This is a genomic window from Sphingomonas sp. 28-62-11 (assembly GCF_002278865.1).
Classification (GTDB): Bacteria; Pseudomonadota; Alphaproteobacteria; order Sphingomonadales; family Sphingomonadaceae; genus Sphingomonas.
This window is the reverse complement of record NZ_NCGB01000028.1, coordinates 1-23,111: the sequence shown is the minus strand read 5'-3', so window position 1 is coordinate 23,111 and position 23,111 is coordinate 1. Positions and strand designations below refer to the sequence as shown.

Here is a 23,111-nt window from a genome sequence, read left to right as displayed (position 1 = left end):
GATACCTTAATCGAATCATTGGCAACATGCCGGCTTGACATAGATAGATATCTAATCATATGGTTAGATGTCTATCTAAGGGATGAATCATGGCGTGGTCGCGCAGGTCGATTATCATTGGTGCGGGCACGGCCTCGGTGGCCCTTGTCGGCGGCGGGGCAGCCTGGCGGGTCATGCGCACGCCGACTACCGCGATCGCGCCGTGGACGATCGATCCGCGCCGCCCCACCGACCCCCGGCTCGATGCACTGCGCTATGCGATCCTCGCGCCGAACCCGCATAACCGCCAGCCCTGGCTGATCGAACTGGTCGGCACCGACCGGGTGCTGCTGCGCTGCGATCTCGACAAGCGCTTGCCGGAGACCGATCCGTTCGATCGGCAGATCACGATTGGGTTCGGCACGTTCATCGAAGTCGCTCGGATCGCGGCGGCGGAGCGCGGCTATGCGATCGACGTGACCGCCTTCCCAGCCGGGGAACCCCTACCGCGGCTCGATGCCCGCCCGATTGCAGAACTGGTCTTCCGCCGGGATGCCGGCATCGCCCGCGATCCGCTGTTCTCGGCCATCACCCATCGCCACACCAACCGCGCGCTTTATGATTCCGCGCCACCGAGCCCGGCCCAGCTGAACGCCGTTGCGCGCGACACGGGCTTGACCAACACCGATCCTGCACTTCTTGCCCAGATCACCCCTTTGGCCGTCCGGGCGATGACAATCGAGACAGTCACGCCGCGCACTCATGGTGAGACGGTGCGGCTGATGCGGATCGGGACCGCCGAGATGGACGCAAACCCCGATGGCCTCCCGATTGGCGGCCCGGGGGTGGAGGCGTTGAGTGCGGTCGGGATGATCGATCACGAGACCATGGCCGATCCATCGTCCAGCGCCTTCAAAATGGGCCTTGATGTCGTCCAGAAAAGCTGTGGATCGATCCCCGCCATCATCTGGATCACCACACCCGGTAACAGCCGGGCCAAACAGCTCGAGGCAGGGCGGCGCTATGTGCGGGCCCAATTACGCGCGACGACCTTGGGGCTTGCGATGCACCCGCTGAGCCAGGCGCTGCAGGAATATCCCGAAATGGCGGCTGATTTTGACCTCGTCCACCGGTTGCTGGGCGCGCAAGGCACCGAACGGGTGCAGATGCTCGCGCGGATCGGCACAGCGCCACCCTCCTTGCCAGCGCCGCGATGGCCGTTAGAAAAACATCTGGTATGACCGTTGTGCCGCCGACTGACCCTGCCGCCTTCGAATTCTTCAACGAAATCGGCATTATCGATCAACTCGCCGGCACGATATTCGAACGGGCCATGCCGCAGGGGCTGACGCGGGCGCAGTTCACCGTGCTCAACCATTTCGTCCGGCTCGGGCATAAGGAACGATCTCCGGCCCAGCTCGCAAGTGCCTTTCAGGTGACTCGCCCGACGATGACGAGCACACTGGCGCGCATGGCGCGCGACGGGCTGGTGGTGATCCGCGACGATCCGGCAGATGGCCGCGCCAAGCTCGTATCGATCACCGACAAGGGCCGCGCCGCCCGCGAAGCGGCGATCGCGGCAATGGCCCCGCTGGCGCCGATGCTCGACGCGGTGATCGATCCCGATGAGCTCGCCGCGATGCTGCCGGTGCTGCGCCGGGTCCGGATCGCGCTCGATACGGCAAGGGATTGATCATTCCAGGTGCTCGAGGCCCGATGAGGTGACCGCCGCAAAAGCTGGTTCTGCTACTGCCCTGTTTCGAAAGGGGAGGGCAGCGGCATCGTCTGGGTGATCTCCGGCGGCTCATAAGGCGCGGGGCCGTAATTAGCGCACAGTGTGGCCGAAATTTCTCCACCGACCGAACTATTCGTCGGCTTGCGGAATGCAGCCTTCTGGAGCTGCCGCTTAATCCAGGCGGAGACGCCCGTCGAAGCCTCCTCGGCAGGAGCAACTAATATCGCGCCGGACCGGCACATGGCCGCGATCGCATAAGTGCGTGGCTCGGCCTCGGTCTGGGTGGGACGGAATCGGAACACTGCTGCAGCGACGCCATTCACATTTGCCCCCGACCGGCGTGCCATTTCCACCACCACGCCGCGCTGATCGCGGGTAATGAACGTCCAATTGTCGAAGGCGCTTGCCGGGATGGAAAGCACAGGTATCGAAAGCAAAGCGAAGATAACCGCAACAAAACGCATGACAAATCCTTTCTGACAAGGAAGCATGAGTAAGGTTTCAAAATTGACACTTTTGGAGATCGGTGTCGAGTGTGGAATTGATCTGCACTGGCGGCGACTTGCCAACAAGATGAAGCGTATTGATCTCGTCTCAACTGAACTGTCGCCAACGCGAAGGCCCGCCGCCGCGTTACCGCGACGACGGGCCAGGCTTTCCTCCCCAGGAAAGTCGTATCCGGTCGCGTTATCCCGCAATCCGGTGAAATTGCCGCGCTTGGGGCGGCAAACTCGTTACTGCTTCGGCAGTAGACTGGTTCCCCGCTGCCGTTCAGGCAGCGAACTGGTTCATCGTGTTGTGTGCGCCGCCGGCCTTCAAGGCCGCTTCGCCCGCGAAATATTCCTTGTGATCGTCACCGATGTCGCTGCCCGACATGTTCTGGTGCTTCACACAGGCGATCCCTTCGCGGATTTCCTTGCGCTGCACGCCCTTCACATAACCGAGCATGCCCTGGTCGCCGAAATACTCCTTGGCGAGGTTATCGGTGCTGAGCGCCGCGGTGTGGTACGTCGGCAGCGTGATGAGGTGATGGAAAATCCCCGCGCGCGCTGCAGCATCGCGCTGGAAGGTGCGGATGCGCTCATCGGCCTCGTTACCCAGATCGGTGCCGTCATAATCGACCGACATCAGCCGTGCACGATCATAGGCCGACACATCCTTGCCCTCAGCGCTCCACGCATCGAACACCTGTTGGCGGAAATTGAGTGTCCAGTTGAAGCTGGGCGAGTTATTGTAAACCAGTTTGGCGTTCGGGATCACCTCGCGAATGCGATCAACCATCGACGCGATCTGCTCGATATGCGGCTTCTCGGTCTCGATCCACAGCAGGTCGGCACCGTGCTGGAGCGAGGTGATGCAATCGAGCACGCAGCGATCAGCGCCCGTACCTTCGCGAAACTGGAACAGGTTCGACGGCAGGCGCTTCGGCCGCAGCAGCTTGCCGTCACGGTTCAGGATGACATCGCCGTTGCGCGCGGTCGCGGGATCGATCTCTTCGCAATCGAGGAAGCTGTTATACTGGTCACCCAGATCGCCCGGCTCCTTGGAAACCGCGATTTGCTTGGTGAGGCCAGCGCCCAGTGAGTCAGTGCGGGTGACGATAATGCCGTCCTCGACGCCGAGCTCCAGAAACGCGTAGCGGCAAGCGCGGACCTTCGCGAGGAAGTCCTCGTGTGGTACGGTGACCTTGCCGTCCTGGTGGCCGCACTGCTTTTCATCGGACACCTGGTTTTCGATCTGGAGTGCGCAGGCACCCGCCTCGATCATCTTCTTGGCGAGCAGATAGGTGGCTTCGGCATTACCAAAGCCTGCGTCGATATCGGCAATGATCGGCACGACATGCGTCTGATACCCGTCGATCGCGGTCATCAGCTGCTTTTCCTTGATCTGATCACCGGCATCACGCGCGGCATCGAGATCACGGAACATCATGCCGAGCTCACGCGCATCGGCCTGGCGCAGGAAGGTGTAAAGCTCTTCGATCAGCGCAGGCACGCTCGTCTTCTCATGCATCGACTGATCGGGAAGCGGGCCGAATTCGCTGCGCAGTGCAGCGACCATCCAGCCCGACAGATACAAATAACGGCGCTCGGTCGATCCGAAATGCTTCTTGATGCTGATCATCTTCTGCTGGCCGATGAAACCGTGCCAGCAGCCGAGCGACTGCGTATAGTTCGCCGGGTCAGCGTCGTACGCTGCCATGTCCTTGCGCATGATTGCCGCGGTGAAGCGCGCAATGTCGAGCCCCGACTGGAACCGGTTCTGCAGACGCATCCGCGCGACCGATTCGGCGCTGATCCCGTCCCAGGTGCCGCGCTGGCTTTTGATAAGCGTGCCAACCTGCGCGATATGATCCTGATAACTCATCCGGGGAAGCCTTTGGCCATGAATACAGGGACGCCTTAGACAAGTTTACACGAGAGAAAGCCCTTAAACGTGTGTTTTTGCGGTCGCACTGTGCAACTTCATCCGGCTCGATTTGCAATAATGTAAATATTTTACAGAGTCGATCCGACGACGACGCCCTCTGCCACGGTGTAGCGTGTTGCCCCGCCCGGCACTGCTTCGAACAGCGCCGGTTCGGTGCCCGTCATCCACACCTGCCCCTTGCCCGCCAATCGATCGAACAGCGCTGCGCGCCGGTGCGGATCGAGATGCGCCGCGACTTCATCCAGCAGCAGCACCGGCGCCTGCCCACCACGCGCTGCGACCAGATCGGCATGGGCAAGGATGATCGATAACAGCAACGCCTTCTGCTCGCCGGTAGAACACAGAGCCGCCGCCTGCCCCTTGTCTAGATGGACCACCGCCAGATCGGTACGGTGCGGCCCGGCCAAGGTGCGCCCCGCCGCTGCATCGCGGGCACGCCCTTGCGCCAGATCACGCACAAGCATGTCGCCCGCCCCGGTCCAGCCCTCCAGCGCCAACCCGGCCCGCGCGAACGGCCCCGCTGCCTGTGCCGCCAAGGCCGCCCCCAGTTGTGCAACGGCATCGCGGCGCGCCTCGTCGATCGCGGCGCCATGTTCGGCCATCTGCGCTTCAAGTGCGCGCAGCCAATCGGTGTCGGGCGCCCCTTCTTCCCCCAGCAAGCGATTGCGCGCCCGCATCGCCGCCTCGTAGCGATTGCTGTGGACGGCGTGGCTCGGGGATAAGGCCAGTGTCAGCCGATCGAGGAAACGCCGCCGTTCGCTTGCCGGTTCAACGAACAGCCGGTCCATCGCCGGGGTGAGCCACAACACCGTCAGCCATTCGGCCAGCGCGGTCGCGGCGACGGGCGCGCCCTGAACGCGGACAATCCGTCGTTCGGGTGCGGCAGGTTGGGCTCCAGTGGCAATGTCCACATCACCGCAAATCGCCGCCGCCACCCCGAATCCACCACTACCACCTTGCCGCGCCATTTCAGCCAACGGCGCGCGGCGCAGTCCCCGCCCGGGCGCGAGCAGCGATACCGCTTCAAGGATATTGGTCTTGCCCGCGCCGTTGTCCCCGCTCAGCACGACGAAGCCCGGCCCCGGTTCAAGCGTGGCCGCGGCATGATTGCGAAAATCGGTAAGCACGAGGCGCGACAACATCGCCCCCGCCTTAGCGCGTTTGCTGGTTTGTCGCGCGTTTTCCGTCGGGATCAGGCGGCGAGCTTCACCTCGGGCACATCATCTTCCTTGGGCGCGCTGAGATAGGACGCCATTGCTGCGCCAAGCTCCCGCTGCGCCTTCAGATAGGCGACCGGCGGGGTCAGGCCCAGCCGCTGGCGCGCTGCCTCGATCGGCTCGTGGAGCAGCTTTTCATAATCCTCGCCCGCCAGCCACTTGGCTTTGCGGCCGCGCACATAGCCTTCCCACACCGCTTTCGCGAACAGCAGATTGCCGGTCACGCCAATGCTCTTCAGCGCTGCCGCGCCGCCGATAAACGCCCAGCCGAGCCCGCCGACCTGCGCATAGGAAAACGCAACCAGTGCGGCTTCGCCCAGCGATTCATCGGCTTTATAACCGTTCAGCACATGCCAGATGTCGTGCGTGTCGCGCACGCGGCGGCCGAACCACGCATAGGGATGGGGCATATCATCTTCGCTGATCACGCGGCTGACCTCGACCAGCCCGTCGGCCGAATAGCCGGTCCGCTCGAGAAAATCGCGGTATGCCGCCCCCACCGTGCCCGGCGCGAACTGCGCGACATAGCTGGGTTGCGAGAATTTCGCGGCAAGCTCGACCCGTTCATAGGCCATCCGGCCACCCTCGGCGGTCGCAATGAAACGCGCATAGTTCATCGGCGCATTGCCGACATTGAGCGCGCGCATGATGCGGAACACCTGCGTCGTATCATCGCCATTGTTCAATAGCTTGCGGATCGCATCGAACGCGGTTTTCCAGTCACGACGCCCTGTGGTGCCGGGAAAGGGCGGAAGCTTGGCCATGAAGCGACTCCTGTGCGGGATACTGACAATGATGTCAGTATGTATGATCACGAAGGATGAATCAATCATTGTCAGTGGCGCAGGCGACAAATAGACAAGAACTCTTGACAATCTCGCCAAAAATGACAAGAGCTCTTGTCATATGATTGCTCCTCGCCCCCTTCGAGTCGTTTGCTCTCAGCAGTTGTGGTGCTGAGCGTGGAGAACCGGTTGCGCGTTTTGCGGGCGGAGGCTGGCATCAGTCAGGGCGATCTGGCCCGCTGGCTGGGCGTCTCGCGCCAGACGATCAACGCGGTCGAAACGAACAAATATGATCCGAGCCTGCCGCTCGCGCTGAGAATGTCCAAGGTTTTTGGAGTGCCTGTCGATGCCATCTTCCTCGATGATTGGATCCCCGATGAACGCCCCTGATGCCCCATCCGCCCCATCGCCGCGCCGCAGCTTTTCGCGCCGTTTGCTGACCGTGTTCGGCATCAGTGCGCCGATCGGCGGGGTGGTCGGTTATTTTGTCGGGCGTGCCCTTAAGCAATCGGGGGCTACCCTGCCCGATTTATCAGTCGCCGACGTGGCCAGCGTGATCATTGGCATCGTGCTGCTGTTCAGCGCGGCCTATGCCTATGTCGCCACAACCAGCCCGGCGCGCTGGAACCGCATGGTCGAGAAGCAGCCGGACGATGAGTCCGTCGATCCCGATGCGCTGCGATCCGGCCGGTGGCAGGCGCTGGTCGCCGCGCTGGCGGGCATCATGATCATGACCCCGCCGCTCGCCATGCTGAACGGGTTCGGCACGCAGACATTAGGCGCGATTGCCGTGGGGCTGTTCGTGCTGCTGGCGGTGCAAAGCTGGATCAACTGGAAGCTGTGGCGTGAAGGCGACGAGCTGACTCGCGCGGTGATCGCACAGACTGGCGCTGTCTGTTTCTGGGTGCTCCAGCTCGGCCTGTTCGCCTGGGCGACGATCACCAAGCTGAAGTTGGCGAGTGACACCGACAGCTGGTCGCTGATGACGGTGTTGATGGGCGCCTATCTGATCGTATCGGTGGTCATTTCCACCCGGCGCGGGCTGGTCAACGTTTGACCGTCACACCCGCATCGGCATGATGACGTAGAGCGCGGGCGCCTTGTCGTTCTCGCGGATCAGCGTGGGGGCGGCGGCATCGGCGAGGTGGATTTCCACCGTGTCACCGTGCACCTGCCCCAATATGTCGAGCAGATAGCGGCTGTTGAAGCCGATTTCGAACGGTGCGGCGGCGTAATCGCCCGATACTTCTTCGGCCGCGGTGCCGTTTTCGGGGCTGGTGACCGATAACGTGATCTTGTCGCGATCGAGCGCCATTTTCACCGCGCGGGTCTTTTCGGTCGCGATCGTCGAGACGCGGTCGACGCCTTCCTCGAACGCGCGCGGATCGATCTTCAGGATCTTGTCGTTGCCCGTCGGGATCACCCGGCTGTAATCGGGGAAGGTGCCGTCGATCAGTTTCGACGTCAGCAGCGCCTGACCGAGATCGAAACGGATCTTGGTGGCGGAAAGCGAGACGCCGACCGAGCCGTCGATCTCATCGAGCAATTTGCGCAGTTCAGCGACGCATTTGCGCGGCACGATGACGTCGGGCATCCCCTCTGCCCCATCGGGCCGGGTGACGGTGACGCGGGCGAGCCGGTGGCCGTCGGTCGCCGCGGCCTTCAGCACGGGCAGCGGATCATCCGATACGTGCAGGAAAATGCCGTTCAGATAATAGCGCGTTTCCTCGGTCGAAATCGCAAAGCGCGTCTTGTCGATGATCTGCTTCAATGTTTCGGCGGGCAGCTCGAAGCTGGTCGGCAATTCGCCTTCGGCGATCACCGGAAAATCGTCACGCGGCAGGGTGGACAGCTGAAACTTGGCGCGCCCGGCCATGATCGTCATGCGGCCTTCGGCAGCGCTCAGGCTCACCTGGCTGCCTTCGGGCAGCTTGCGGGCAATATCGAACAGCGTGTGTGCCGAAACCGTGGTCGCACCCGGCGTTTCGACACTGGCAGCGATATGTTCATTGATCTGGAGATCGAGATCGGTCGCCATGAGCTTGATCGTGCCGTCTGCCGTTGCTTCGATCAGCACGTTCGACAAAATCGGGATGGTATTGCGCCGCTCGACCACCGACTGGACGTGGCTCAAGCCCTTCAACAAGGTGGCGCGTTCGATCGTCGCTTTCATTGGTCTCCCCCGGGCCGCCGCCCATGATAATCGCACCGTCGCATCATCTTCACCCAAGCAAGGACTGCACCGGGTACAATTCGCCGTGTCTCTTTCCTTAAACATAAACAGGGCCGGGGCAAGCGCCCCCGGGCGTCCCACCGTTGGAATGCTTTTTGACCATTGCTTTTGATTCAGGCGCAGTGAAAACCCCAGCCATGATCAAGGGGCACATCCGCAAAGGCCGGGATTTCATCGCCCGCCACGGCGAGACTGTTTTCAATGCTGCCCGCCGGTTGCAGGGCGAGGCAGCGCACACGCCGCTAACGCGTGCAGGCTTTGCCCAGGCCGATGAGATGGGGGCAGCGCTTGCAGCCTATCTGGGGCCGAAGCCGCCGCTGACGTTATGGGCATCGAGCACCGGCCGCGCGCTGCAGACACTAGCGGTGATCACCGAGCATCTCGGGCTCGACTGGCATGATGCGCAGCATGACGACCGGCTGGTCGAAATTGGCATGGGGTGCTGGGGCGGGCGATATTATGCCGATGTCATGACCGAATTCGGGACGATCATCGAACCCGGCACGGGGCTGTTATTGCCCGCGCCCGATGGCGAAACCTATGGTCAGATCGCCACACGCGTCAGCGACTGGCTGGCCGAAACCAATGACGATCCCGGCGACCGGCTGGTCATCATGCACGGCATTTCTAGTCGGGTGTTGCGCGGGGTGATGACCGGCGCTGCCGTGCATCCGGTGCTCGGCGCGCCGACCTTGCGGGGGCTGCCGCAAGGATCGCTGGTCATGATCGAGCAGGGCGTGGAGACGATCGTCCATCTCGGCACCGGGCGCGCACCGGCGTGAAGCGGATCGCGTTCCTGCTGGTGCTGGTCAGCGCCGCCACCCCGGCCATCGCCCGCGAGCCGCTCGGCATTTTCGATCGCTGGGGCGCATTTCGCGATCCCTCCCCGCTGAAATGCTTCGCGATTTCGACCCCGATCGAGCGCAGCACCGGCGGCGGCAACTGGCGTCCCTTTGCCAGCATCGCGACTTGGCCCGGCCAGAACGCCCGCGCGCAACTCCATATCCGCCTCAGCCATGAACGCGATCCGCGCGCCCGCGTGACGATCAGCGTCGGTGAGCGTCGGTTCGAGCTGGTCGCCGGCAATGCCGATGCCTGGGCCCCCGACGCGCGAACCGACGCGGCGATTGTCGCTGCGATCCGATCGGGTCGCTCACTCAGCGTCGAGGCACTCGGCAAAGGCGGCCGTCCATTCGTCGATGTCTATGCGCTGCGCGGTGCGGCAACCGCAATCGATGCCGCGGCTTTGGGGTGCGTCGGGCGCTAAACCGGACCGGGTAGAAAAACGCCACCTTTTGCCCTATGTGCCCGCGATGCAGACCACCGAAGCGCTGACCATGCCCATCCCCGGGCACATCGATCCCGTACCCGTGCCGCGCACCTTTGTGCCCCGTGCCGACGGGCGGATCGACTTGATCGGCTTGAGCAAGGCCGATCTGCGGATGGCGCTCGAAACCGCGCAGCTTGAGCCCAAACAGGCGAAACTGCGCGCCAAGCAGCTGTGGCACTGGATGTATAATCGCGGCGCGACCGAGTTTTCGGTGATGACCGATATCTCCAAAACAATGCAGCCCTGGCTCGAACAGCGCTTCGTGATCAGTCGGCCCGAAGTGGTCGAGGCGCAGGTATCGAGTGACGGCACGCGCAAATGGCTGCTTCGGTCGGACGCGGGCGACGGGCAGGGCGCCCAGGATTACGAAATGGTGTTCATCCCCGATGCGGATCGCGGCACGCTCTGCGTCTCGAGCCAGGTCGGCTGCACGCTCAACTGCCGCTTCTGCCACACTGGCACGATGCGGCTGGTGCGCAACCTGACCGCGGGCGAGATCGTGGGGCAGGTGATGCTCGCGCGCGACGGGCTGGGCGAATGGCCGAGCCAGCCCGAGGGGCGCTTGCTCACCAACATCGTGATGATGGGCATGGGCGAGCCGCTCTATAATTTCGATGCGGTCCGCGATGCGCTGAAACTGATCATGGACGGCGACGGGCTGTCGCTCAGCAAGCGGCGGATCACGCTGTCGACCAGTGGCGTGGTGCCGATGATGGCGCGCGCGGGCGAGGAGATCGGCGTCAATCTCGCTGTGTCGCTCCACGGCGTGACGAAAGAGGTGCGCGACGAGATCGTCCCGCTCAACCGCAAATACGGCATCGAGGAGCTGTTACAGGCCTGCGCGGATTATCCCGGCGCGAACAACGCGCGGCGGATCACGTTTGAATATGTGATGCTGAAGGACAAGAATGACAGCGACGCGGATGCGCGCGAGCTCGTCCGGCTGATCAAACAGTATCAGCTGCCCGCCAAGGTGAACCTGATCCCGTTCAACCCCTGGCCGGGTTCGAATTACGAATGCTCGACGCCGGAACGCATCCGATCCTTTTCGAGCATCGTGTTCGGCGCGGGCATTTCCGCCCCGGTGCGCACCCCGCGCGGGCGCGACATCGATGCCGCGTGTGGCCAGCTGAAAACCGCGAGCGAGCGGATGAGCCGGGCCGATCTCGACCGGCTGGCCGATGAGAAGCAGGTCGCGCTCGGGTGATCGATCGGTCGGCGGGATCATGATCGACATCCCGCAGTCGCCTGACCCAAAGTCGCTTCGAGCCATCAAGACGATCCACACCGTGATTTGGGCGTTCTTCGTCACGGCAATCGCTGCAATCTGGATAGGTGCAGCGACATCGAACCTGGTCGCTGCGGCCTGGGCAATCGGCGTTGTGCTGGTCGAAGTGGCCGTCCTTGCCGTCAATCAAGGCCGGTGCCCGCTTGGTGCCATCGCAGCACGCTACACAAACGACCGCCAACCAAATTTCGATATTTACCTGCCAAATTGGCTCGCGGCCCGGACCAAGTCGATCTTTGGCACATTGTTCGTCGGCGGTGTGCTGTTTGCATTGGCACGGTGGTTCGTGGGCGCCCCGTGAAACAGGCGACCCTTCACCCCGGACGCTTCATGCGAAACAGCGCCTCCTCTGACAGTTCGAAATAATCGCCCCAGCCGCCACCACGGGTAATCGGCCGGGCACGGGCCGTTTGATACACGCCGTCGTCGATCATCGCGGGGTCGATATGCACGCCCACCACTTCGCCCAGGATCAGCCAGCTATCGGTATCGACCCCGGCAGCGCTGGTCAGGCGGATCGTCTGGCTGGTGCGGCATTCGAAACTGACCGGGCTGGCCGCGACTCGATCAGGCCCGACGAGCCGTGAGGGCACCCCTTCGAGCCCGGCGAGCGCGAATTCGTCGACACCAGCCTCTACCATCGCTGATGACGCATTCATCGCGTCGGCTAGGGAGCGCGTGACGAGGTTCCAGACGAATTCGCCCGTCGCCGTTGCATTCTCGGCACTGTCCTTCCACCCGATCGAGGCGAAACCGATAATCGGCGGCATGTAATTGAACATGTTGAAAAAGCTGTAAGGGGCCAGATTGCGGACGCCGGCCACACTCGTGGTGCTGATCCAGCCGATCGGCCGCGGCGCAACGATGGCGCTGAGGGGATCATGCCTCAGCCCGTGCCCGTGCGCAATCTGATAGAAATGGTGCGTTATCGTCCGAGCTCCACTATAGCTGTCACCAATCGCGGTGCCGATACGTATGCTGCTTTGAAGCCGCTCGCCACCGCAGCGGATACCCGCGTTTTGAAGGGCGTATGATGGACGCAGCAATCGACCCAAATGCGGCAAGCCCGCCAGCCGCCAGTCCGGCTCCGGCACCTGCAGGCCATGGCGCGGCTCGGTGGATCTACAAGCATAATGCGTCGACGCGCGTGTGGCATTGGCTGAACGTCGTCGCGGTCTTCATCATGATCGGCAGCGGGCTCGGCATCCTGAACGCCCACCCGCACCTCTACTGGGGGCAATTCGGCGCAAACCCCGATCCGGCCTGGCTGCATTTGCCGCGCGCGCCGGGGTGGATGACGATTCCGGGCAGCTACAATCTGGCGCTGTCGCGGCGTTGGCATCTCTTCTTTGCGCTGGTGCTCGGCTTTTCGTTGCTTGGCTTCATGATCTCCAGCCTGATCAACCGGCATTTCCAGAAGCAGCTGGCGATCAGGGCAGCCGAACTGACCCCGTCGCATCTGTGGTACGACATCAAGGAGCATGCGGCGCTGCGCTTCCACGATCCCAAGGATCCGGCGGCGTTCAACGTCCTGCAAAAGATCGCCTATGCCAGCGCGATCTTCATCATGATCCCGGCGATCATCTTTACCGGGCTGGCGATGTCCCCTGGCATGGATGCGGCCTGGCCGTGGCTGATCGATCTGTTCGGCGGACGTTCTTCTGCCCGGTCGATCCATTTCATCGCGATGGTCGCGCTGATCGGCTTCATCATCGTCCATCTGGCACTCGTCATTCTGGCGGGACCGATCGACGAGGTGCGATCGATGATCACGGGCTATTGGCGCGTACCGAAGGATGAACACTGATGTCGGGATTGATTTCACGCCGTGCGCTGGTTGGCGGCGCTGCTGCCGGGGCCGGGCTGCTCCTGTCGGGTTGCGATAAGCTGGCGCAGAACCAAAGCTTTCGCGAGATTTTGTTCTCCGCCGATAACGTCCACCGCTGGACGCAACAGGCACTGTCGAACCGCAACTCACTGGCCAAAGAATTTCGGCCTGATCAGATGTCGCCGGTGTTCCGCGCCAATGGCACGCTGAACCCTGGCACGCCCGATTACACCGCGATGGTGGCGGAGAAGTTCGCAAACTGGAAGCTCAAGGTGACCGGGCTCGTCAACCGCCCGCTCGATCTGTCGCTGGCCCAGCTCCAGTCAATGCCTGCCCGCACGCAGATCACCCGGCACGATTGTGTCGAAGGATGGAGCGCGATCGGCAAATGGCATGGGCCGACGCTTGGCAGCATCCTGAAGGCCGCGGGCATGAAGGATAACGCCCGCTGGGTGATCTTCCACTGCGCCGATATCTATCGCGGCCACAATTATTACGAATCGGTCGATCTGTTTGATGCCTTCCACCCGCAGACGATCCTCGCGTGGCAGATGAACGACAAGCTGGTGACGGTACCCCATGGTGCGCCGATCCGCCTGCGCGCCGAGCGGCTGCTGGGGTATAAACAGGCCAAATATGTGATGGGCGTGGAGGCGGTTGCTTCGCTCGACGGCATTGGCCTCGGCAAGGGCGGTTATTGGGAAGACCATGTCGATTATGACACCTATGCGGGCATCTGAGGCTCAGTCTTTCGGATAGCGCGCGTTCATCCAGTCCCACGCATCGCGCACCATCGATTCGAGCACAGCCAGATCCACATCGGCAAGCCGGTTCACATACAGACATGACTTGCCGATCTTGTGCTTGCCGAGCGCGGCCAGCCGGACGCCTTCCTCTGCAAAGCCCGGCATGATGTAGAGGACGATATTGGCCGCACGCGGCGAAAAGCCAATCCGGCACATGTCGCCTTCATGCCCGCTTTCATAGCGATAATGATAGCTGCCGAACCCGATGATCGATGGCCCCCACATGCGAGGCTGTTCGCCCGTCACCCGCGTCATCATGTCCAGAACAACGTGCGCATCGGCCTGTCTGCCCGGATGGGAGACGGCATCGATGAAGTCGTCGACGCTGCTCGCGGTCGGCTTGGTCTTGTTCTCTGCCAATGAACGACTCCTCAGGCTGTCGACCGCCACAACGCGCGGATCACCCTATTTCTTACCGCCCCGGGTTACATAATTGAAGCTCAGCACCGTAATCGGCGTTTTGTCCGGTGTGCTGACCTTCAACTCGCCATAAATATAGTCATATTGATGATAATAAGAGTGAGTGGTGATCACAACGTAGGTGTCTCTAAGCCTACCATTGCCACCACGGTTGGTCATGCTGGAGGCCCAGTTCTTCGATCTTCGCATCGGCGTGCCGGTCCATAGCCAGCGATCCCAGCCGGGCGCTTCGTCGACGCCATCATACCGGCCGACATGGAGGGTGGTTGGCCTCGACCACAAAACCTTCGACATGCGTGCGATGATCGCCTTTTGGTCCGTTTGACCGACAATCACGATCGCACATTCCTGTTCGTCAAGGCCGGTATCGTTCGGCACTTGCTTCAGCCGCAGCAAGATCGTCCACCCCTTTTCCTCATCGCGCGATCCATAGGCGCGCGCGCCCGGCCCCACGGCACCAAGCTTGGCCAGATCCTGGCTATCGATCTGCTGCCAATCAGGATCTTTGACAGGCGCCGTGCCGCGACCCGTTAACCGCATCGATTCGACGCAATAATATTGATAATAATCAACCACATCACGCATCGGCGGTCGCATGGTAGATCGTGCTCGTGGACGTGCTGCCACGACAATGTCCCGCACGGAGTCGCTCGTTGACTGGGGTTGCTGCTTCGGCGTCTCCTGCCACGCCCACGCCGCCATCGGCCCCATCAGCAACATGAGCGCAAGGCAAGCCGCAATAGCGTGACGGACGATTGCAGGTAAACAGGCCATAGTGGGCGACCCAATCATGATCTCGATCATGGCCAAGCTGTCAATTCTGCCCGGAGTTGTCGATAGGGCTCGTGTGAAATCTCCAAAATTCTCAAGAATTTGGCACATAATCTGGACGCTGGCTTGCCGTCCTGCGCGCGCGATGCCGATTGCGTCGGCGGCTTCCGGGGCGCTTGCGCGTTAGAGGATAGCACCATAGAGCGCGGGGCCATTCCCGCACCGCATGTATCCCGGAGTTTTCCATGACCGATCGGAACACCCACCCCGATATCAAACGCGTCGTGCTCGCCTATTCGGGCGGGCTGGATACCAGCGTGATCCTGAAATGGCTGCAGCAGACCTATCAATGCGAAGTGGTGACGTTCACCGCCGATCTGGGCCAGGGCGAGGAACTCGAACCCGCGCGCCGCAAGGCCGAACAGGCCGGCGTGAAGCCCGAACATATCTTCATCGATGATCTCCGGGAGGAATTTGTCGGCAATTATGTATTCCCGATGATGCGCGCGAATGCGCTGTACGAGGGGCTGTACCTGCTCGGCACCAGCATCGCCCGCCCGTTGATCGCCAAGCGCCAGATCGAGATTGCCCGGATGCTGAATGCCGATGCCGTCAGCCACGGCGCGACCGGCAAGGGCAATGATCAGGTGCGCTTCGAGCTCGGCTATTACGCGCTCGCCCCCGACATCAAGGTGATCGCGCCGTGGCGTGAATGGGATTTGACGAGCCGCACCAAGCTGATCGAATTTGCGGAGGCGCACCAGATTCCGGTGAGCAAGGACAAGCGCGGTGAGGCACCTTTTTCAACCGATGCCAACATCCTCCACACCAGTTCCGAAGGCAAAGTGCTCGAGGATCCCTGGGAGGAAGTGCCCGATTACGTCTATTCGCGCACCGTGAACCCCGAGGATGCACCCGATACGCCAGAGATCATCACGATCGATTTCGAGCGCGGCGATGGCGTTGCGCTGAACGGTGAGGCGATGTCGCCCGCCACGCTGCTGGCGAAGCTCAACGATCTCGGTCGCGCGCACGGCATCGGTCGGCTCGATCTGGTCGAGAACCGCTTTGTCGGCATGAAATCGCGCGGGATGTACGAAACGCCCGGCGGCACGATCTATTATCAGGCGCATCGCGGCATCGAGCAGCTGACGCTCGACCGGGGGGCGGCGCACCTGAAGGATGAACTCGCCCCGCGTTATGCCGAACTGGTCTATAACGGCTTCTGGTTCTCGCCCGAGCGCGAGATGCTGCAGGCGGCGATCGACCATAGCCAAATCAAGGTGACCGGCACCGTGCGGCTGAAGCTGTACAAGGGCGGTGTCTATGTGATTGGCCGCAAATCGCCCTATTCACTCTACAGCGAAAAGGTTGTGACCTTCGAGGACGATCAGGGAGCCTATGATCAGCGCGATGCGGCGGGCTTCATCAAGTTAAACGCGCTGCGGTTGCGGCTGCTCGGGCGGCGCGACCAGCCGTAGAGTTGATGGCTTCAACCTATTCCGTTTGTCCCGAGCACCGTCGAGGAACGTGCCGCAAGTGCTGCGCACGGTGTCTCGACTTCGCTCGACACGAACGGAGGGTTGTAGCGATACAATTTCACGTCGCATTGCTCTAACCGCCAGATTCAAGCCGCGACGCTAAGCGCGCCTTAACGCTGCTCCGGTAATCACCGGTTATGGCGCGGCGGGGACATTGGCGGTCGATCATCGGCGATGGGGCAGTGGCGATTGCCATTGCGGCCGTGCTGACGATCGCCTGGGCGTGGCGCGATTGGGCCAATCTGGCGCAGCTTCACTTGCCCGACACCGATGATGCGATGCGGCTGCAACAAATCCGCGACTGGTTGGGCGGCCAACCTTTTCGCGATCTCAGCCAGCACCGCCTCGGCATCGACGGGTTGGCGATGCACTGGTCGCGACTGCCCGATCTCGTGCCAGCCGCGATCATCGCGCAGCTGACGCCCAGCCTTGGGGCTGCGCGCGCGGCGCTGGTGGCCGTTATCGCTTGGCCAGCAACGTTGTTCGTGGCGGCCCTGTGGCTGATCGGCGGCATTGCCCGCGCGATCGAGCCTGCCACCGCCCGCACCGCCATCATCGTTGCGGCAGTGGGCTATCCTGTCACGACCTTGTTCATGCCAGGCCGGATCGATCATCACGGTTTCCAGATCGTGCTGATGCTGGTGATGGTGCGCGCGCTGCTGATGCTACCCGGGGCGGTGAGCAACACGGTGAGCGGTGCGCTGATCGGCGTTGCAGCTTGCGCCAGCCTGGTGATCGGGCTGGAAACCGCGCCCTTTATCGTCGTCGCGGCGATGATCGTGTGGGCGCGATGGGCGAGCGGCGGGCCGGGTGCGCAACTAATGGGCTTTGGCCTGACATTCGGCCTCTGCCTTGCTTTTGCGCGCATCGTCTTTGCGCCCGATGGCTGGACCTATCCCGCCTGCGACGGGTTTACCAAGATCGCCTGGCAGGGCGCTCAATTGGCGAGTTTTGCGCCGATCATCCTCGCGCTGGGGGGATCGGGGATGACTTCTCCACGCCACCGCGTCGCGGCCAGCGGCTTGATCGCGCTGGTTGGTGCAGCGATGCTGGTGCCCGTCGCGCGGCCCTGCGCCACGCCCTATGGTGCTGTTGACCCCCTGCTCGCGCGACTGTGGCTCGACAATGTCGGGGAAGCGCAATCGCTGCTCGTTGCCGCCCCAGGGGGTGCCATCGGCTATATCGGGCTGCTGGTCGTCGGGTTGATCGCCAGCAGCGTCTGCGCCTATCGGCGGCGCAGCCTGATCTGGGTCGTCCTGATCTGCTTCCAGCTTGCGTCGCTGATCTTGTGCTTCGTCCAACTGCGCGGTGCCTATGGCGGCGCCATCCTGGCGGCGCCGGCCCTTGCCACCGTCATCACCGCCGCACGCAGGCGGGGGCCGGGCTGGCTGGCGGGGGCCTGGATCGGCTCGGCCGGCATGGTTTATCCGATTGCTGCACAGGCATTGGGCGCGCCCGCATCCCCCCAGACGCCGCCGCATCCTACGCCATCAAGCTCCACTGTCAGCTGCACGAGCGCCGACGCCATCGCCGTTCTTGCCAGCCTGCCGCCTGGCACCGTGATCGCCCCGATGGACATGGGCGCTTATGCGATTGCGGGCACACGCCACCGGCTGATCGCGGCCCCCTATCATCGCAACAATGCCGGCAATGCTTCGATGTATCGCTTTTACCTGAGCGGGCCAGAAGCGGCGCGGTCGATCGCCGACCGGGTTGGGGCCGATTATGTCGTGCTCTGCGGCGGCGGATTCGATTCACTCGATCTCGCCTGGGTGCGTGATTCGAACCGGCTGATCGGCGCCCTTGAAGCGGGTCGTCCCCCGGCCTGGCTGGTGCCAATCAACCAATATCGCCTGCCGATCCGTATTTTTGCGGTGCAACACGGGTTGTCGACCCCGCCCACTCCGCACTAGAGCGGGGGCATGCAGGGGGACACGGCCGAACGGCTTCATTGGTGGCAGACACGGCAGTTCGTGGCGATCGCGGCCGTTATGGCGGCGATTCCGTTGCTGTGGCCCGATATCCCACCGCTTGTCGACCTGCCCGGCCATATGGGGCGCTACCGCGTTCAGCTCGACCTCGATACTTACCCCTGGCTCACCGAATGGTATAACTTCAACTGGGCGTTGATCGGCAATTTGGGGCTCGATCTGCTGATCATCCCCCTTGCGCCGATCTTCGGGCTCGAGCTCGCGGTCAAACTGATCGTGCTGACCATCCCGCCGATGATCGTGACCGGGCTGTTGTGGATTGCGCGCGAAGTGCATGGTCGCATCCCCGCCACGGCGCTATTCGCGCTGCCGCTGGCCTATAGCTTTCCTTTCCATTTCGGCTTCGTCAATTTCGCGCTGTCGATGGCGCTGGCGCTGAATGCCTTTGCGTTGTGGTTGCGGCTCGCGCGGCTCGGCAAGCTCCAGCTGCGTGCGATCGTCTTTGTGCCGATCAGCTGCCTGTTATGGTTGTGCCATACTTTTGGCTGGGGGTTCCTGGGCGTCCTCGCCTTTTCAGCGGAGATGATCCGCCAGCATGATCTGGGCCATCGCTGGTTGAATGCCTGGGTACGCGCCTGCCTCAACTGCGTGCCGCTCGCGCTACCGATGGTGCTGATGGTGGTGTGGCGCAGTGGCGGCGGGGTGAGCGGGCAGACCGGCGACTGGTTCAACTGGCGCGCCAAGGTTGGCTGGTTGACGATGGTGTTGCGCGATCGCTGGCAGGCATTCGATATCGCATCGACAGCGGTGCTCTACCTGATCCTGTTCAAGGGATTTCGTGATCCCAATATCGAATATTCACGCAATCTGGCGCTATCGGCGCTGTTCCTGCTCGCCGTCTTCATCCTGCTGCCCCGCGTCGTATTTGGCTCGGCCTATGCCGATATGCGGCTGGCCCCGTTCATGCTTGCGATTGCCCTGATCGCGCTGCGCCCCCGCAAGGGCCTGTCGATCCGCGGCGCGGCGACGCTGGCGGCGATGGGGATGGCATTCTTCAGCGTGCGGGTGGCCGCTAGCACGGCGAGCTTCTGGCAATATGACCAAAGCTATGATCGCCAGCTTAAGGCGCTTGCCCATATTCCCATCGGCGCCAAGCTGATTACCTTTGTGGGTGAGACCTGTTACAATGAGTGGTTCATGAGCCGGCTCGAACATGTGCCCGCGCTCGCGCTCGAACGCCGCATGGCCTATTCGAACGATCAGTGGTCAATGGCAGGCGCGCAGTTGCTGACGACCCGGTACAAGGCGGCGCGCGGTTTTCGCCATGATCCCTCGCAGATCGTCACGCACGTCCAGTGCCCGCGCGAATGGTGGCGGCCAATCTCGCGCTCGCTCGCCAAATTCCCGCGCGACGCCTTCGATTATGTCTGGCTGATCCAGCCACCCGAATATGATAAAAAGCTGGAGGCAGGGCTGATCCCGCTTTGGCGTGACGGCACGAGCGCGGTGTTCCGCATCGATCACGCCAAGCCTGCGGTGCAATTGACTCGCGAAGAACTGACCCCGCCGCCCCGGTGAGGCGTCACGCTTTTTTGAACGGGGTCATCTCGCCAAGATATTCCCTGTCCGCCGCCACGGCCTCGCGCTCGCGCACCAGGAAATCGGCGATCGCGTGCCGGAAATTGCGATCGGGAATGAAATGCGCTGACCAGGTGGCGACGGGCGCATAACCGCGCGCCAGCTTGTGTTCGCCTTGCGCGCCGGCCTCCACCGATTGCAGCCCCCGCGCGATCGCCGCGTCGATTGCTTGGTAATAGCAGAGCTCGAAATGAAGAAACGGCACGTCCTCCGTCGCGCCCCAATAGCGGCCATACAGCGTATCGGTGCCGATCAAGTTGAGTGCGCCCGCAATCGGCCGCCCATTGCGTTCGGCGAGGATCAACAGCACCCGGTCGCCCATTCGCTCGCCCAGCAGTGAGAAGAAGCGGCGGCTGAGATAGGGGGTACCCCATTTGCGTGCGCCCGTGTCCTGATAGAACACCCAGAACGCATCCCAATCAGCCTCGGTCAGGTCTGTGCCGGTAACGTGGCGGATCGTCAGCCCCTCGACCGCTCCACTTCGTTCCTTGCGGATGGCCTTGCGCTTGCGGCTGGCGAGTGCGCCCAGAAAATCGTCGAAGCTGGCATAGCCGTCATTGCGCCAATGGAATTGCGTACCGGCGCGAATCAGCCAGCCGGCCTGTTCGAACAAGGGCAGCTGTTCCGGGCTGACAAAGGTCGCGTGCGCGCTCGACAAGCCTTGCTGTGTGGTTACCGCCTCAATCGCGCCGATCAGCGCCGGGGCGAGCGCAGGATCGCGCAGCAATAGCCGGGGGCCGGGCGCCGGGGTGAAGGGCACCGCCACCTGGAGCTTGGGGTAGTATTGCCCGCCCGCCCGGTGCCAGGCATCGGCCCAGGCGTGATCGAACACATATTCGCCCTGGCTGTGCCCCTTGGCATAGGCTGGTGCAATCGCCGCAGGCTTGCCATCCGGACCGTCGATCACGATCGGGATCGATTGCCACCCTGCGCGCGGTGAGACGCTGCCCGATTCCTCAAGGATTGAGAGAAAAGCGTGGCTGAGGAACGGATTGTCTGCGCCCGAACAGGCATCCCAATCGGCAGCGGCAATGCTGGCGACGCCCGGTGATAATCGAGCGACGAGATCGCGCTCGCTCATAATGGTGCCATCAACTCCCGCTGACCGACGGACCAACCTGGACGATCGCGTCAACTTCCACCACCGCGCCCAGCGGGAGAACCGCGACGCCCACCGCACTACGCGCATGTTTGCCAGCCTCTCCGAACAAGGCGACCATCAGTTCGGATGCGCCATTGGCGACCTTGGCCTGATCGGTGAAATCCACCGTGCTGTTGACGAACACGCCCAGCTTGACGATCCGAACGACCCGGTCGAGCCCGCCCAGTGCCTTTTGCATCTGTGCAACCAGCATCAGCGCACAGCGTTCGGCGGCCATTTGCGCATAGGCCAGGTCACGGTCTTCCCCGACCCGACCCTTCATCAGCACGCCCTCATCGAACGGCAACTGGCCAGAGATGTGGAGCAGCCCGCCCACTTCAACCGTCGGAACATAGGCAGCCACGGGCGCGGCAGCGACAGGCAGGGCGAGGCCGAGTTCGGCAAGCTTGGCGGCGATTCGATCAGTCATGCCACAAGCCAAACCACGCAGCCCCAAATGGGTCAAGCGCTGGCAGGCACACCGGCGGCAAAGCGCGCCGCGATCCAGTCCTTCGCCTCGCGCCAGTCATCGATGCGGGCGTGGGCGGCGGGAGCCGGCACCACATTCGGCGCCAGTTGGGGTTCGGATACCATATGCAGCCGGTGGACCTGCGGCGCATGATCGGCACAGGACTGGAGGTGTACCGCCAGATCGTCCACGAACACCGTTACCGGATCGCCGTGTTCGGCGACCAGCTCGGCAACGCGCGTTCCCTTGCCGCCCTGATTAGTGACCACACGGTGGGTAATCCCGAATGACTCGAGCTGCGCGATACGGGCGGGGCGGCAATGATCCTGCACGTTGGTGAGGACGACGATATTGGCAATCGCCGCCAATGCCTCGATCGATTCGCGGGCATGCGGCACCAAAGTCTGGCGATTCATCTCGGCGGGGAAGAAGCCGCTAAGGTATGTCCACATTTCCTCACGCGCCAGTGGCGTTCCGTCGCGGCGGGACATGCTCGTGGCCATGTCGTGATGGGCGAGGTTGAAATCTATGTCATGAGCCTCCCCCAGCCAGGTGCCGAAATGGCGGGCCATGTGAAGCAGCACTTCGTCGCAATCGGTGATGAGCAAGGGTTTCATTGGGCATCCAGCAGTTGGCGCGCACGCACCAGCGCGGCGGGGTTGATAGCAAGATCGGCCGCACAGGCCACAAGGTCGGGTTCGTGCGATTCGAGAAAGCCGAGAAGGGCGGCAAGCGTCACGGGATCGCTTGCATTCGCGCGCAGCGCCTGCGGATCGAGCCCGGTCAGCGCGAGCAGACGGCTGGCACGATCGGCATCGGCCAATGCCCAGGCAAGCGCGCGCAAGCCGATCAGGCCGGCGTCTTCAACAGAAGCTGTGTCAGAGTCTCTATTTGTCACGGGCGGGCGCATTGCCTATTCGCTTGGGCCTGAAGAAAAGGATCGAAGCGCACGTGGCAAAAAGGGTGCTGGTTGTCGAGGACAACGAACTCAACCTCAAACTTTTCTGTGATTTGTTGCGCGCGCATGAATATGTGGCCGAAGGGGTGCGCGACGGGCGCGAAGCGGTGGCACGCGCGCGCGCTTTCCTGCCCGATCTGATCATCACCGATATCCAGCTGCCGCATCTGAGCGGCTATGAACTGATCGCGCAGCTTAAGGGCGATCTGGCGCTGCGCACCATCCCGATCATGGCGGTTACCGCCTATGCCGGTCGCGACGACGAGGAACGGATCAGGGCAGCGGGCGCGAACGCCTATGTATCCAAACCGATCGCGCTGGCGGCGTTTGTGGCGCAGGTGAAGGCGCTGATCTAGACAAGCAAAAGGCCGCGCGGGTGTTTCCCTGCGGCCCTTGATCCCAACAGACGTCGGGAAGATCGGAGGACGGCTTACGCCGCCCGGCCAATCACTTGATCTTGGCTTCCTTGAAGTCGACATGCTTGCGCACGACGGGGTCATATTTGCGGAAGGTGAGCTTGTCGGTCTGGGTGCGCGGGTTCTTCTTGGTGACATAGAAGAAGCCGGTATCGGCCGAGCTGACGAGCTTGATCTTGACGGTGGTCGGCTTTG

The 23,111-nt window shown here is 62.5% G+C and carries 27 protein-coding genes; 14 read left to right on the top strand and 13 right to left on the bottom strand.

Annotated elements, in window-relative coordinates; genetic code table 11:
• Positions 1 to 173 precede the first annotated feature (173 nt).
• Both B7Y49_RS10690 and B7Y49_RS10685 read left to right on the top strand, forming a co-directional pair.
• On the top strand, positions 174 to 1,220 hold the full coding sequence (locus B7Y49_RS10690) for a hypothetical protein (RefSeq protein ID WP_374127575.1): 1,047 nt from the start codon (positions 174 to 176) through the stop codon (positions 1,218 to 1,220).
• On the top strand, positions 1,217 to 1,672 hold the full coding sequence (locus tag B7Y49_RS10685) for a MarR family winged helix-turn-helix transcriptional regulator (RefSeq protein WP_374127574.1): 456 nt from the start codon (positions 1,217 to 1,219) through the stop codon (positions 1,670 to 1,672). The genes B7Y49_RS10690 and B7Y49_RS10685 overlap by 4 nt, the downstream gene beginning before the upstream one ends.
• A 53-nt stretch (positions 1,673 to 1,725) precedes the next feature.
• Here the strand turns inward: B7Y49_RS10685 and B7Y49_RS10680 are convergent, their stop codons facing one another.
• The 4 genes from B7Y49_RS10680 to B7Y49_RS10665 all read right to left on the bottom strand — a co-directional run bounded on the left by B7Y49_RS10680 (position 1,726) and on the right by B7Y49_RS10665 (position 6,125).
• Positions 1,726 to 2,178 carry a hypothetical protein gene (locus tag B7Y49_RS10680; RefSeq protein ID WP_374127573.1) on the bottom strand — a complete coding sequence of 151 codons (453 nt, stop codon included), beginning with the start codon at positions 2,176 to 2,178 and terminating at the stop codon, positions 1,726 to 1,728.
• 307 nt (positions 2,179 to 2,485) lie between these two features.
• Positions 2,486 to 4,081, bottom strand: a complete 1,596-nt coding sequence (locus tag B7Y49_RS10675) for an isocitrate lyase (RefSeq protein WP_374127572.1) — start codon at positions 4,079 to 4,081, stop codon at positions 2,486 to 2,488.
• 131 nt (positions 4,082 to 4,212) lie between these two features.
• Positions 4,213 to 5,286, bottom strand: coding sequence for a DNA replication/repair protein RecF (gene recF, locus B7Y49_RS10670; RefSeq protein WP_374127571.1), 1,074 nt, complete (start codon positions 5,284 to 5,286; stop codon positions 4,213 to 4,215).
• 50 nt (positions 5,287 to 5,336) lie between these two features.
• Entirely contained in the window at positions 5,337 to 6,125 is a 789-nt protein-coding gene (locus tag B7Y49_RS10665; protein WP_374127570.1) for a Coq4 family protein, read from the bottom strand.
• A gap of 198 nt (positions 6,126 to 6,323) precedes the next feature.
• Here B7Y49_RS10665 and B7Y49_RS10660 point away from each other — a divergent pair, with 198 nt between their 5' ends.
• The gene (locus tag B7Y49_RS10660) at positions 6,324 to 6,536 is read left to right on the top strand and encodes a helix-turn-helix transcriptional regulator (RefSeq protein ID WP_374127621.1); all 213 of its coding nucleotides are present in this window, start codon (positions 6,324 to 6,326) and stop codon (positions 6,534 to 6,536) included.
• Positions 6,523 to 7,203 carry a hypothetical protein gene (locus tag B7Y49_RS10655; protein WP_374127569.1) on the top strand — a complete coding sequence of 227 codons (681 nt, stop codon included), beginning with the start codon at positions 6,523 to 6,525 and terminating at the stop codon, positions 7,201 to 7,203. Before B7Y49_RS10660 ends, B7Y49_RS10655 begins: the two co-directional genes overlap by 14 nt.
• A 3-nt stretch (positions 7,204 to 7,206) precedes the next feature.
• Here B7Y49_RS10655 and dnaN read toward each other — a convergent pair whose 3' ends face one another.
• Positions 7,207 to 8,319 (bottom strand): DNA polymerase III subunit beta, encoded by a 1,113-nt coding sequence (gene dnaN / locus B7Y49_RS10650; RefSeq protein WP_374127568.1) that lies wholly within the window; start codon positions 8,317 to 8,319, stop codon positions 7,207 to 7,209.
• Between the two features lie 197 nt (positions 8,320 to 8,516).
• Here dnaN and B7Y49_RS10645 point away from each other — a divergent pair, with 197 nt between their 5' ends.
• Genes B7Y49_RS10645 through B7Y49_RS10630 form a run of 4 tightly spaced genes read left to right on the top strand, consistent with a single transcriptional unit; the run spans position 8,517 to position 11,298 of the window.
• The gene (locus tag B7Y49_RS10645) at positions 8,517 to 9,161 is read left to right on the top strand and encodes a histidine phosphatase family protein (protein ID WP_374127567.1); all 645 of its coding nucleotides are present in this window, start codon (positions 8,517 to 8,519) and stop codon (positions 9,159 to 9,161) included.
• Positions 9,158 to 9,646 (top strand): hypothetical protein, encoded by a 489-nt coding sequence (locus B7Y49_RS10640; RefSeq protein ID WP_374127566.1) that lies wholly within the window; start codon positions 9,158 to 9,160, stop codon positions 9,644 to 9,646. Before B7Y49_RS10645 ends, B7Y49_RS10640 begins: the two co-directional genes overlap by 4 nt.
• Positions 9,647 to 9,692: 46 nt before the next feature.
• Positions 9,693 to 10,916, top strand: a complete 1,224-nt coding sequence (gene rlmN / locus B7Y49_RS10635; protein ID WP_374127565.1) for a 23S rRNA (adenine(2503)-C(2))-methyltransferase RlmN — start codon at positions 9,693 to 9,695, stop codon at positions 10,914 to 10,916.
• Positions 10,891 to 11,298, top strand: coding sequence for a hypothetical protein (locus tag B7Y49_RS10630; RefSeq protein ID WP_374127624.1), 408 nt, complete (start codon positions 10,891 to 10,893; stop codon positions 11,296 to 11,298). The genes rlmN and B7Y49_RS10630 overlap by 26 nt, the downstream gene beginning before the upstream one ends.
• A gap of 13 nt (positions 11,299 to 11,311) precedes the next feature.
• Here B7Y49_RS10630 and B7Y49_RS10625 read toward each other — a convergent pair whose 3' ends face one another.
• A complete protein-coding gene (locus B7Y49_RS10625; protein ID WP_374127620.1) occupies positions 11,312 to 11,926 on the bottom strand; it encodes a flavin reductase family protein in 615 nt (204 codons plus the stop codon).
• Positions 11,927 to 12,030: 104 nt separating this feature from the next.
• Between B7Y49_RS10625 and B7Y49_RS10620 the strand changes: the two genes are divergently transcribed.
• Together B7Y49_RS10620 and B7Y49_RS10615 are read left to right on the top strand one after the other, a co-directional pair.
• A complete protein-coding gene (locus B7Y49_RS10620) occupies positions 12,031 to 12,804 on the top strand; it encodes a cytochrome b/b6 domain-containing protein (protein WP_374127564.1) in 774 nt (257 codons plus the stop codon).
• On the top strand, positions 12,804 to 13,565 hold the full coding sequence (locus B7Y49_RS10615; RefSeq protein WP_374127563.1) for a molybdopterin-dependent oxidoreductase: 762 nt from the start codon (positions 12,804 to 12,806) through the stop codon (positions 13,563 to 13,565). The genes B7Y49_RS10620 and B7Y49_RS10615 overlap by 1 nt, the downstream gene beginning before the upstream one ends.
• A 3-nt stretch (positions 13,566 to 13,568) precedes the next feature.
• Here the strand turns inward: B7Y49_RS10615 and B7Y49_RS10610 are convergent, their stop codons facing one another.
• Positions 13,569 to 13,991: a DUF1801 domain-containing protein gene (locus B7Y49_RS10610; protein WP_374127562.1), complete on the bottom strand. Its 423-nt coding sequence runs from the start codon at positions 13,989 to 13,991 to the stop codon at positions 13,569 to 13,571.
• Positions 13,992 to 14,036: 45 nt separating this feature from the next.
• Complete coding sequence (locus tag B7Y49_RS10605; protein ID WP_374127561.1) at positions 14,037 to 14,855, bottom strand: hypothetical protein; 819 nt, start codon at positions 14,853 to 14,855, stop codon at positions 14,037 to 14,039.
• Between the two features lie 212 nt (positions 14,856 to 15,067).
• Between B7Y49_RS10605 and B7Y49_RS10600 the strand changes: the two genes are divergently transcribed.
• The 3 genes from B7Y49_RS10600 to B7Y49_RS10590 all read left to right on the top strand — a co-directional run bounded on the left by B7Y49_RS10600 (position 15,068) and on the right by B7Y49_RS10590 (position 19,872).
• Positions 15,068 to 16,303 (top strand): argininosuccinate synthase, encoded by a 1,236-nt coding sequence (locus tag B7Y49_RS10600; protein WP_374127560.1) that lies wholly within the window; start codon positions 15,068 to 15,070, stop codon positions 16,301 to 16,303.
• Between the two features lie 242 nt (positions 16,304 to 16,545).
• On the top strand, positions 16,546 to 18,276 hold the full coding sequence (locus B7Y49_RS10595; RefSeq protein WP_374127559.1) for a hypothetical protein: 1,731 nt from the start codon (positions 16,546 to 16,548) through the stop codon (positions 18,274 to 18,276).
• A 9-nt stretch (positions 18,277 to 18,285) separates the two neighbouring features.
• Positions 18,286 to 19,872, top strand: a complete 1,587-nt coding sequence (locus tag B7Y49_RS10590; RefSeq protein ID WP_374127558.1) for a hypothetical protein — start codon at positions 18,286 to 18,288, stop codon at positions 19,870 to 19,872.
• 4 nt (positions 19,873 to 19,876) lie between these two features.
• Here B7Y49_RS10590 and B7Y49_RS10585 read toward each other — a convergent pair whose 3' ends face one another.
• From B7Y49_RS10585 to B7Y49_RS10570, 4 genes are read right to left on the bottom strand one after another with little or no spacing between them, the layout of a single operon-like run.
• Positions 19,877 to 21,013 carry a GNAT family N-acetyltransferase gene (locus B7Y49_RS10585; protein WP_374127557.1) on the bottom strand — a complete coding sequence of 379 codons (1,137 nt, stop codon included), beginning with the start codon at positions 21,011 to 21,013 and terminating at the stop codon, positions 19,877 to 19,879.
• Positions 21,014 to 21,023: 10 nt separating this feature from the next.
• Positions 21,024 to 21,503, bottom strand: coding sequence for a RidA family protein (locus tag B7Y49_RS10580; protein ID WP_374127556.1), 480 nt, complete (start codon positions 21,501 to 21,503; stop codon positions 21,024 to 21,026).
• Positions 21,504 to 21,535: 32 nt separating this feature from the next.
• Positions 21,536 to 22,159 carry an HAD family hydrolase gene (locus B7Y49_RS10575; RefSeq protein WP_374127555.1) on the bottom strand — a complete coding sequence of 208 codons (624 nt, stop codon included), beginning with the start codon at positions 22,157 to 22,159 and terminating at the stop codon, positions 21,536 to 21,538.
• Positions 22,156 to 22,452, bottom strand: coding sequence for a DUF3572 family protein (locus B7Y49_RS10570; RefSeq protein WP_374127554.1), 297 nt, complete (start codon positions 22,450 to 22,452; stop codon positions 22,156 to 22,158). The genes B7Y49_RS10575 and B7Y49_RS10570 overlap by 4 nt, the downstream gene beginning before the upstream one ends.
• Positions 22,453 to 22,493: 41 nt before the next feature.
• Here B7Y49_RS10570 and B7Y49_RS10565 point away from each other — a divergent pair, with 41 nt between their 5' ends.
• On the top strand, positions 22,494 to 22,856 hold the full coding sequence (locus tag B7Y49_RS10565) for a response regulator (protein WP_374127553.1): 363 nt from the start codon (positions 22,494 to 22,496) through the stop codon (positions 22,854 to 22,856).
• Positions 22,857 to 22,947: 91 nt separating this feature from the next.
• Here the strand turns inward: B7Y49_RS10565 and rpmG are convergent.
• A partial coding sequence (gene rpmG, locus B7Y49_RS10560; RefSeq protein WP_374127619.1) for a 50S ribosomal protein L33 occupies positions 22,948 to 23,111 on the bottom strand: 164 nt, incomplete at its 5' end.

Bases quoted from the DNA above. Each gene is read 5' to 3' on its own strand.
- B7Y49_RS10620 (WP_374127564.1), top strand. From the start codon at position 12,031: ATGGACGCAGCAATCGACCCAAATGCGGCAAGCCCGCCAGCCGCCAGT.
- dnaN (WP_374127568.1), bottom strand. From the start codon at position 8,319: ATGAAAGCGACGATCGAACGCGCCACCTTGTTGAAGGGCTTGAGCCAC.
- B7Y49_RS10570 (WP_374127554.1), bottom strand. From the start codon at position 22,452: ATGCGCCCGCCCGTGACAAATAGAGACTCTGACACAGCTTCTGTTGAA.
- B7Y49_RS10590 (WP_374127558.1), top strand. From the start codon at position 18,286: ATGCAGGGGGACACGGCCGAACGGCTTCATTGGTGGCAGACACGGCAG.
- B7Y49_RS10645 (WP_374127567.1), top strand. From the start codon at position 8,517: ATGATCAAGGGGCACATCCGCAAAGGCCGGGATTTCATCGCCCGCCAC.
- B7Y49_RS10655 (WP_374127569.1), top strand. From the start codon at position 6,523: ATGAACGCCCCTGATGCCCCATCCGCCCCATCGCCGCGCCGCAGCTTT.
- B7Y49_RS10690 (WP_374127575.1), top strand. From the start codon at position 174: ATGCGCACGCCGACTACCGCGATCGCGCCGTGGACGATCGATCCGCGC.
- B7Y49_RS10685 (WP_374127574.1), top strand. From the start codon at position 1,217: ATGACCGTTGTGCCGCCGACTGACCCTGCCGCCTTCGAATTCTTCAAC.
- B7Y49_RS10600 (WP_374127560.1), top strand. From the start codon at position 15,068: ATGACCGATCGGAACACCCACCCCGATATCAAACGCGTCGTGCTCGCC.
- B7Y49_RS10585 (WP_374127557.1), bottom strand. From the start codon at position 21,013: ATGAGCGAGCGCGATCTCGTCGCTCGATTATCACCGGGCGTCGCCAGC.
- recF (WP_374127571.1), bottom strand. From the start codon at position 5,286: ATGTTGTCGCGCCTCGTGCTTACCGATTTTCGCAATCATGCCGCGGCC.
- B7Y49_RS10605 (WP_374127561.1), bottom strand. From the start codon at position 14,855: ATGATCGAGATCATGATTGGGTCGCCCACTATGGCCTGTTTACCTGCA.
- B7Y49_RS10665 (WP_374127570.1), bottom strand. From the start codon at position 6,125: ATGGCCAAGCTTCCGCCCTTTCCCGGCACCACAGGGCGTCGTGACTGG.
- B7Y49_RS10680 (WP_374127573.1), bottom strand. From the start codon at position 2,178: ATGCGTTTTGTTGCGGTTATCTTCGCTTTGCTTTCGATACCTGTGCTT.
- B7Y49_RS10630 (WP_374127624.1), top strand. From the start codon at position 10,891: ATGAGAAGCAGGTCGCGCTCGGGTGATCGATCGGTCGGCGGGATCATG.
- rlmN (WP_374127565.1), top strand. From the start codon at position 9,693: ATGCAGACCACCGAAGCGCTGACCATGCCCATCCCCGGGCACATCGAT.
- B7Y49_RS10675 (WP_374127572.1), bottom strand. From the start codon at position 4,081: ATGAGTTATCAGGATCATATCGCGCAGGTTGGCACGCTTATCAAAAGC.
- B7Y49_RS10575 (WP_374127555.1), bottom strand. From the start codon at position 22,159: ATGAAACCCTTGCTCATCACCGATTGCGACGAAGTGCTGCTTCACATG.
- B7Y49_RS10615 (WP_374127563.1), top strand. From the start codon at position 12,804: ATGTCGGGATTGATTTCACGCCGTGCGCTGGTTGGCGGCGCTGCTGCC.
- B7Y49_RS10580 (WP_374127556.1), bottom strand. From the start codon at position 21,503: ATGACTGATCGAATCGCCGCCAAGCTTGCCGAACTCGGCCTCGCCCTG.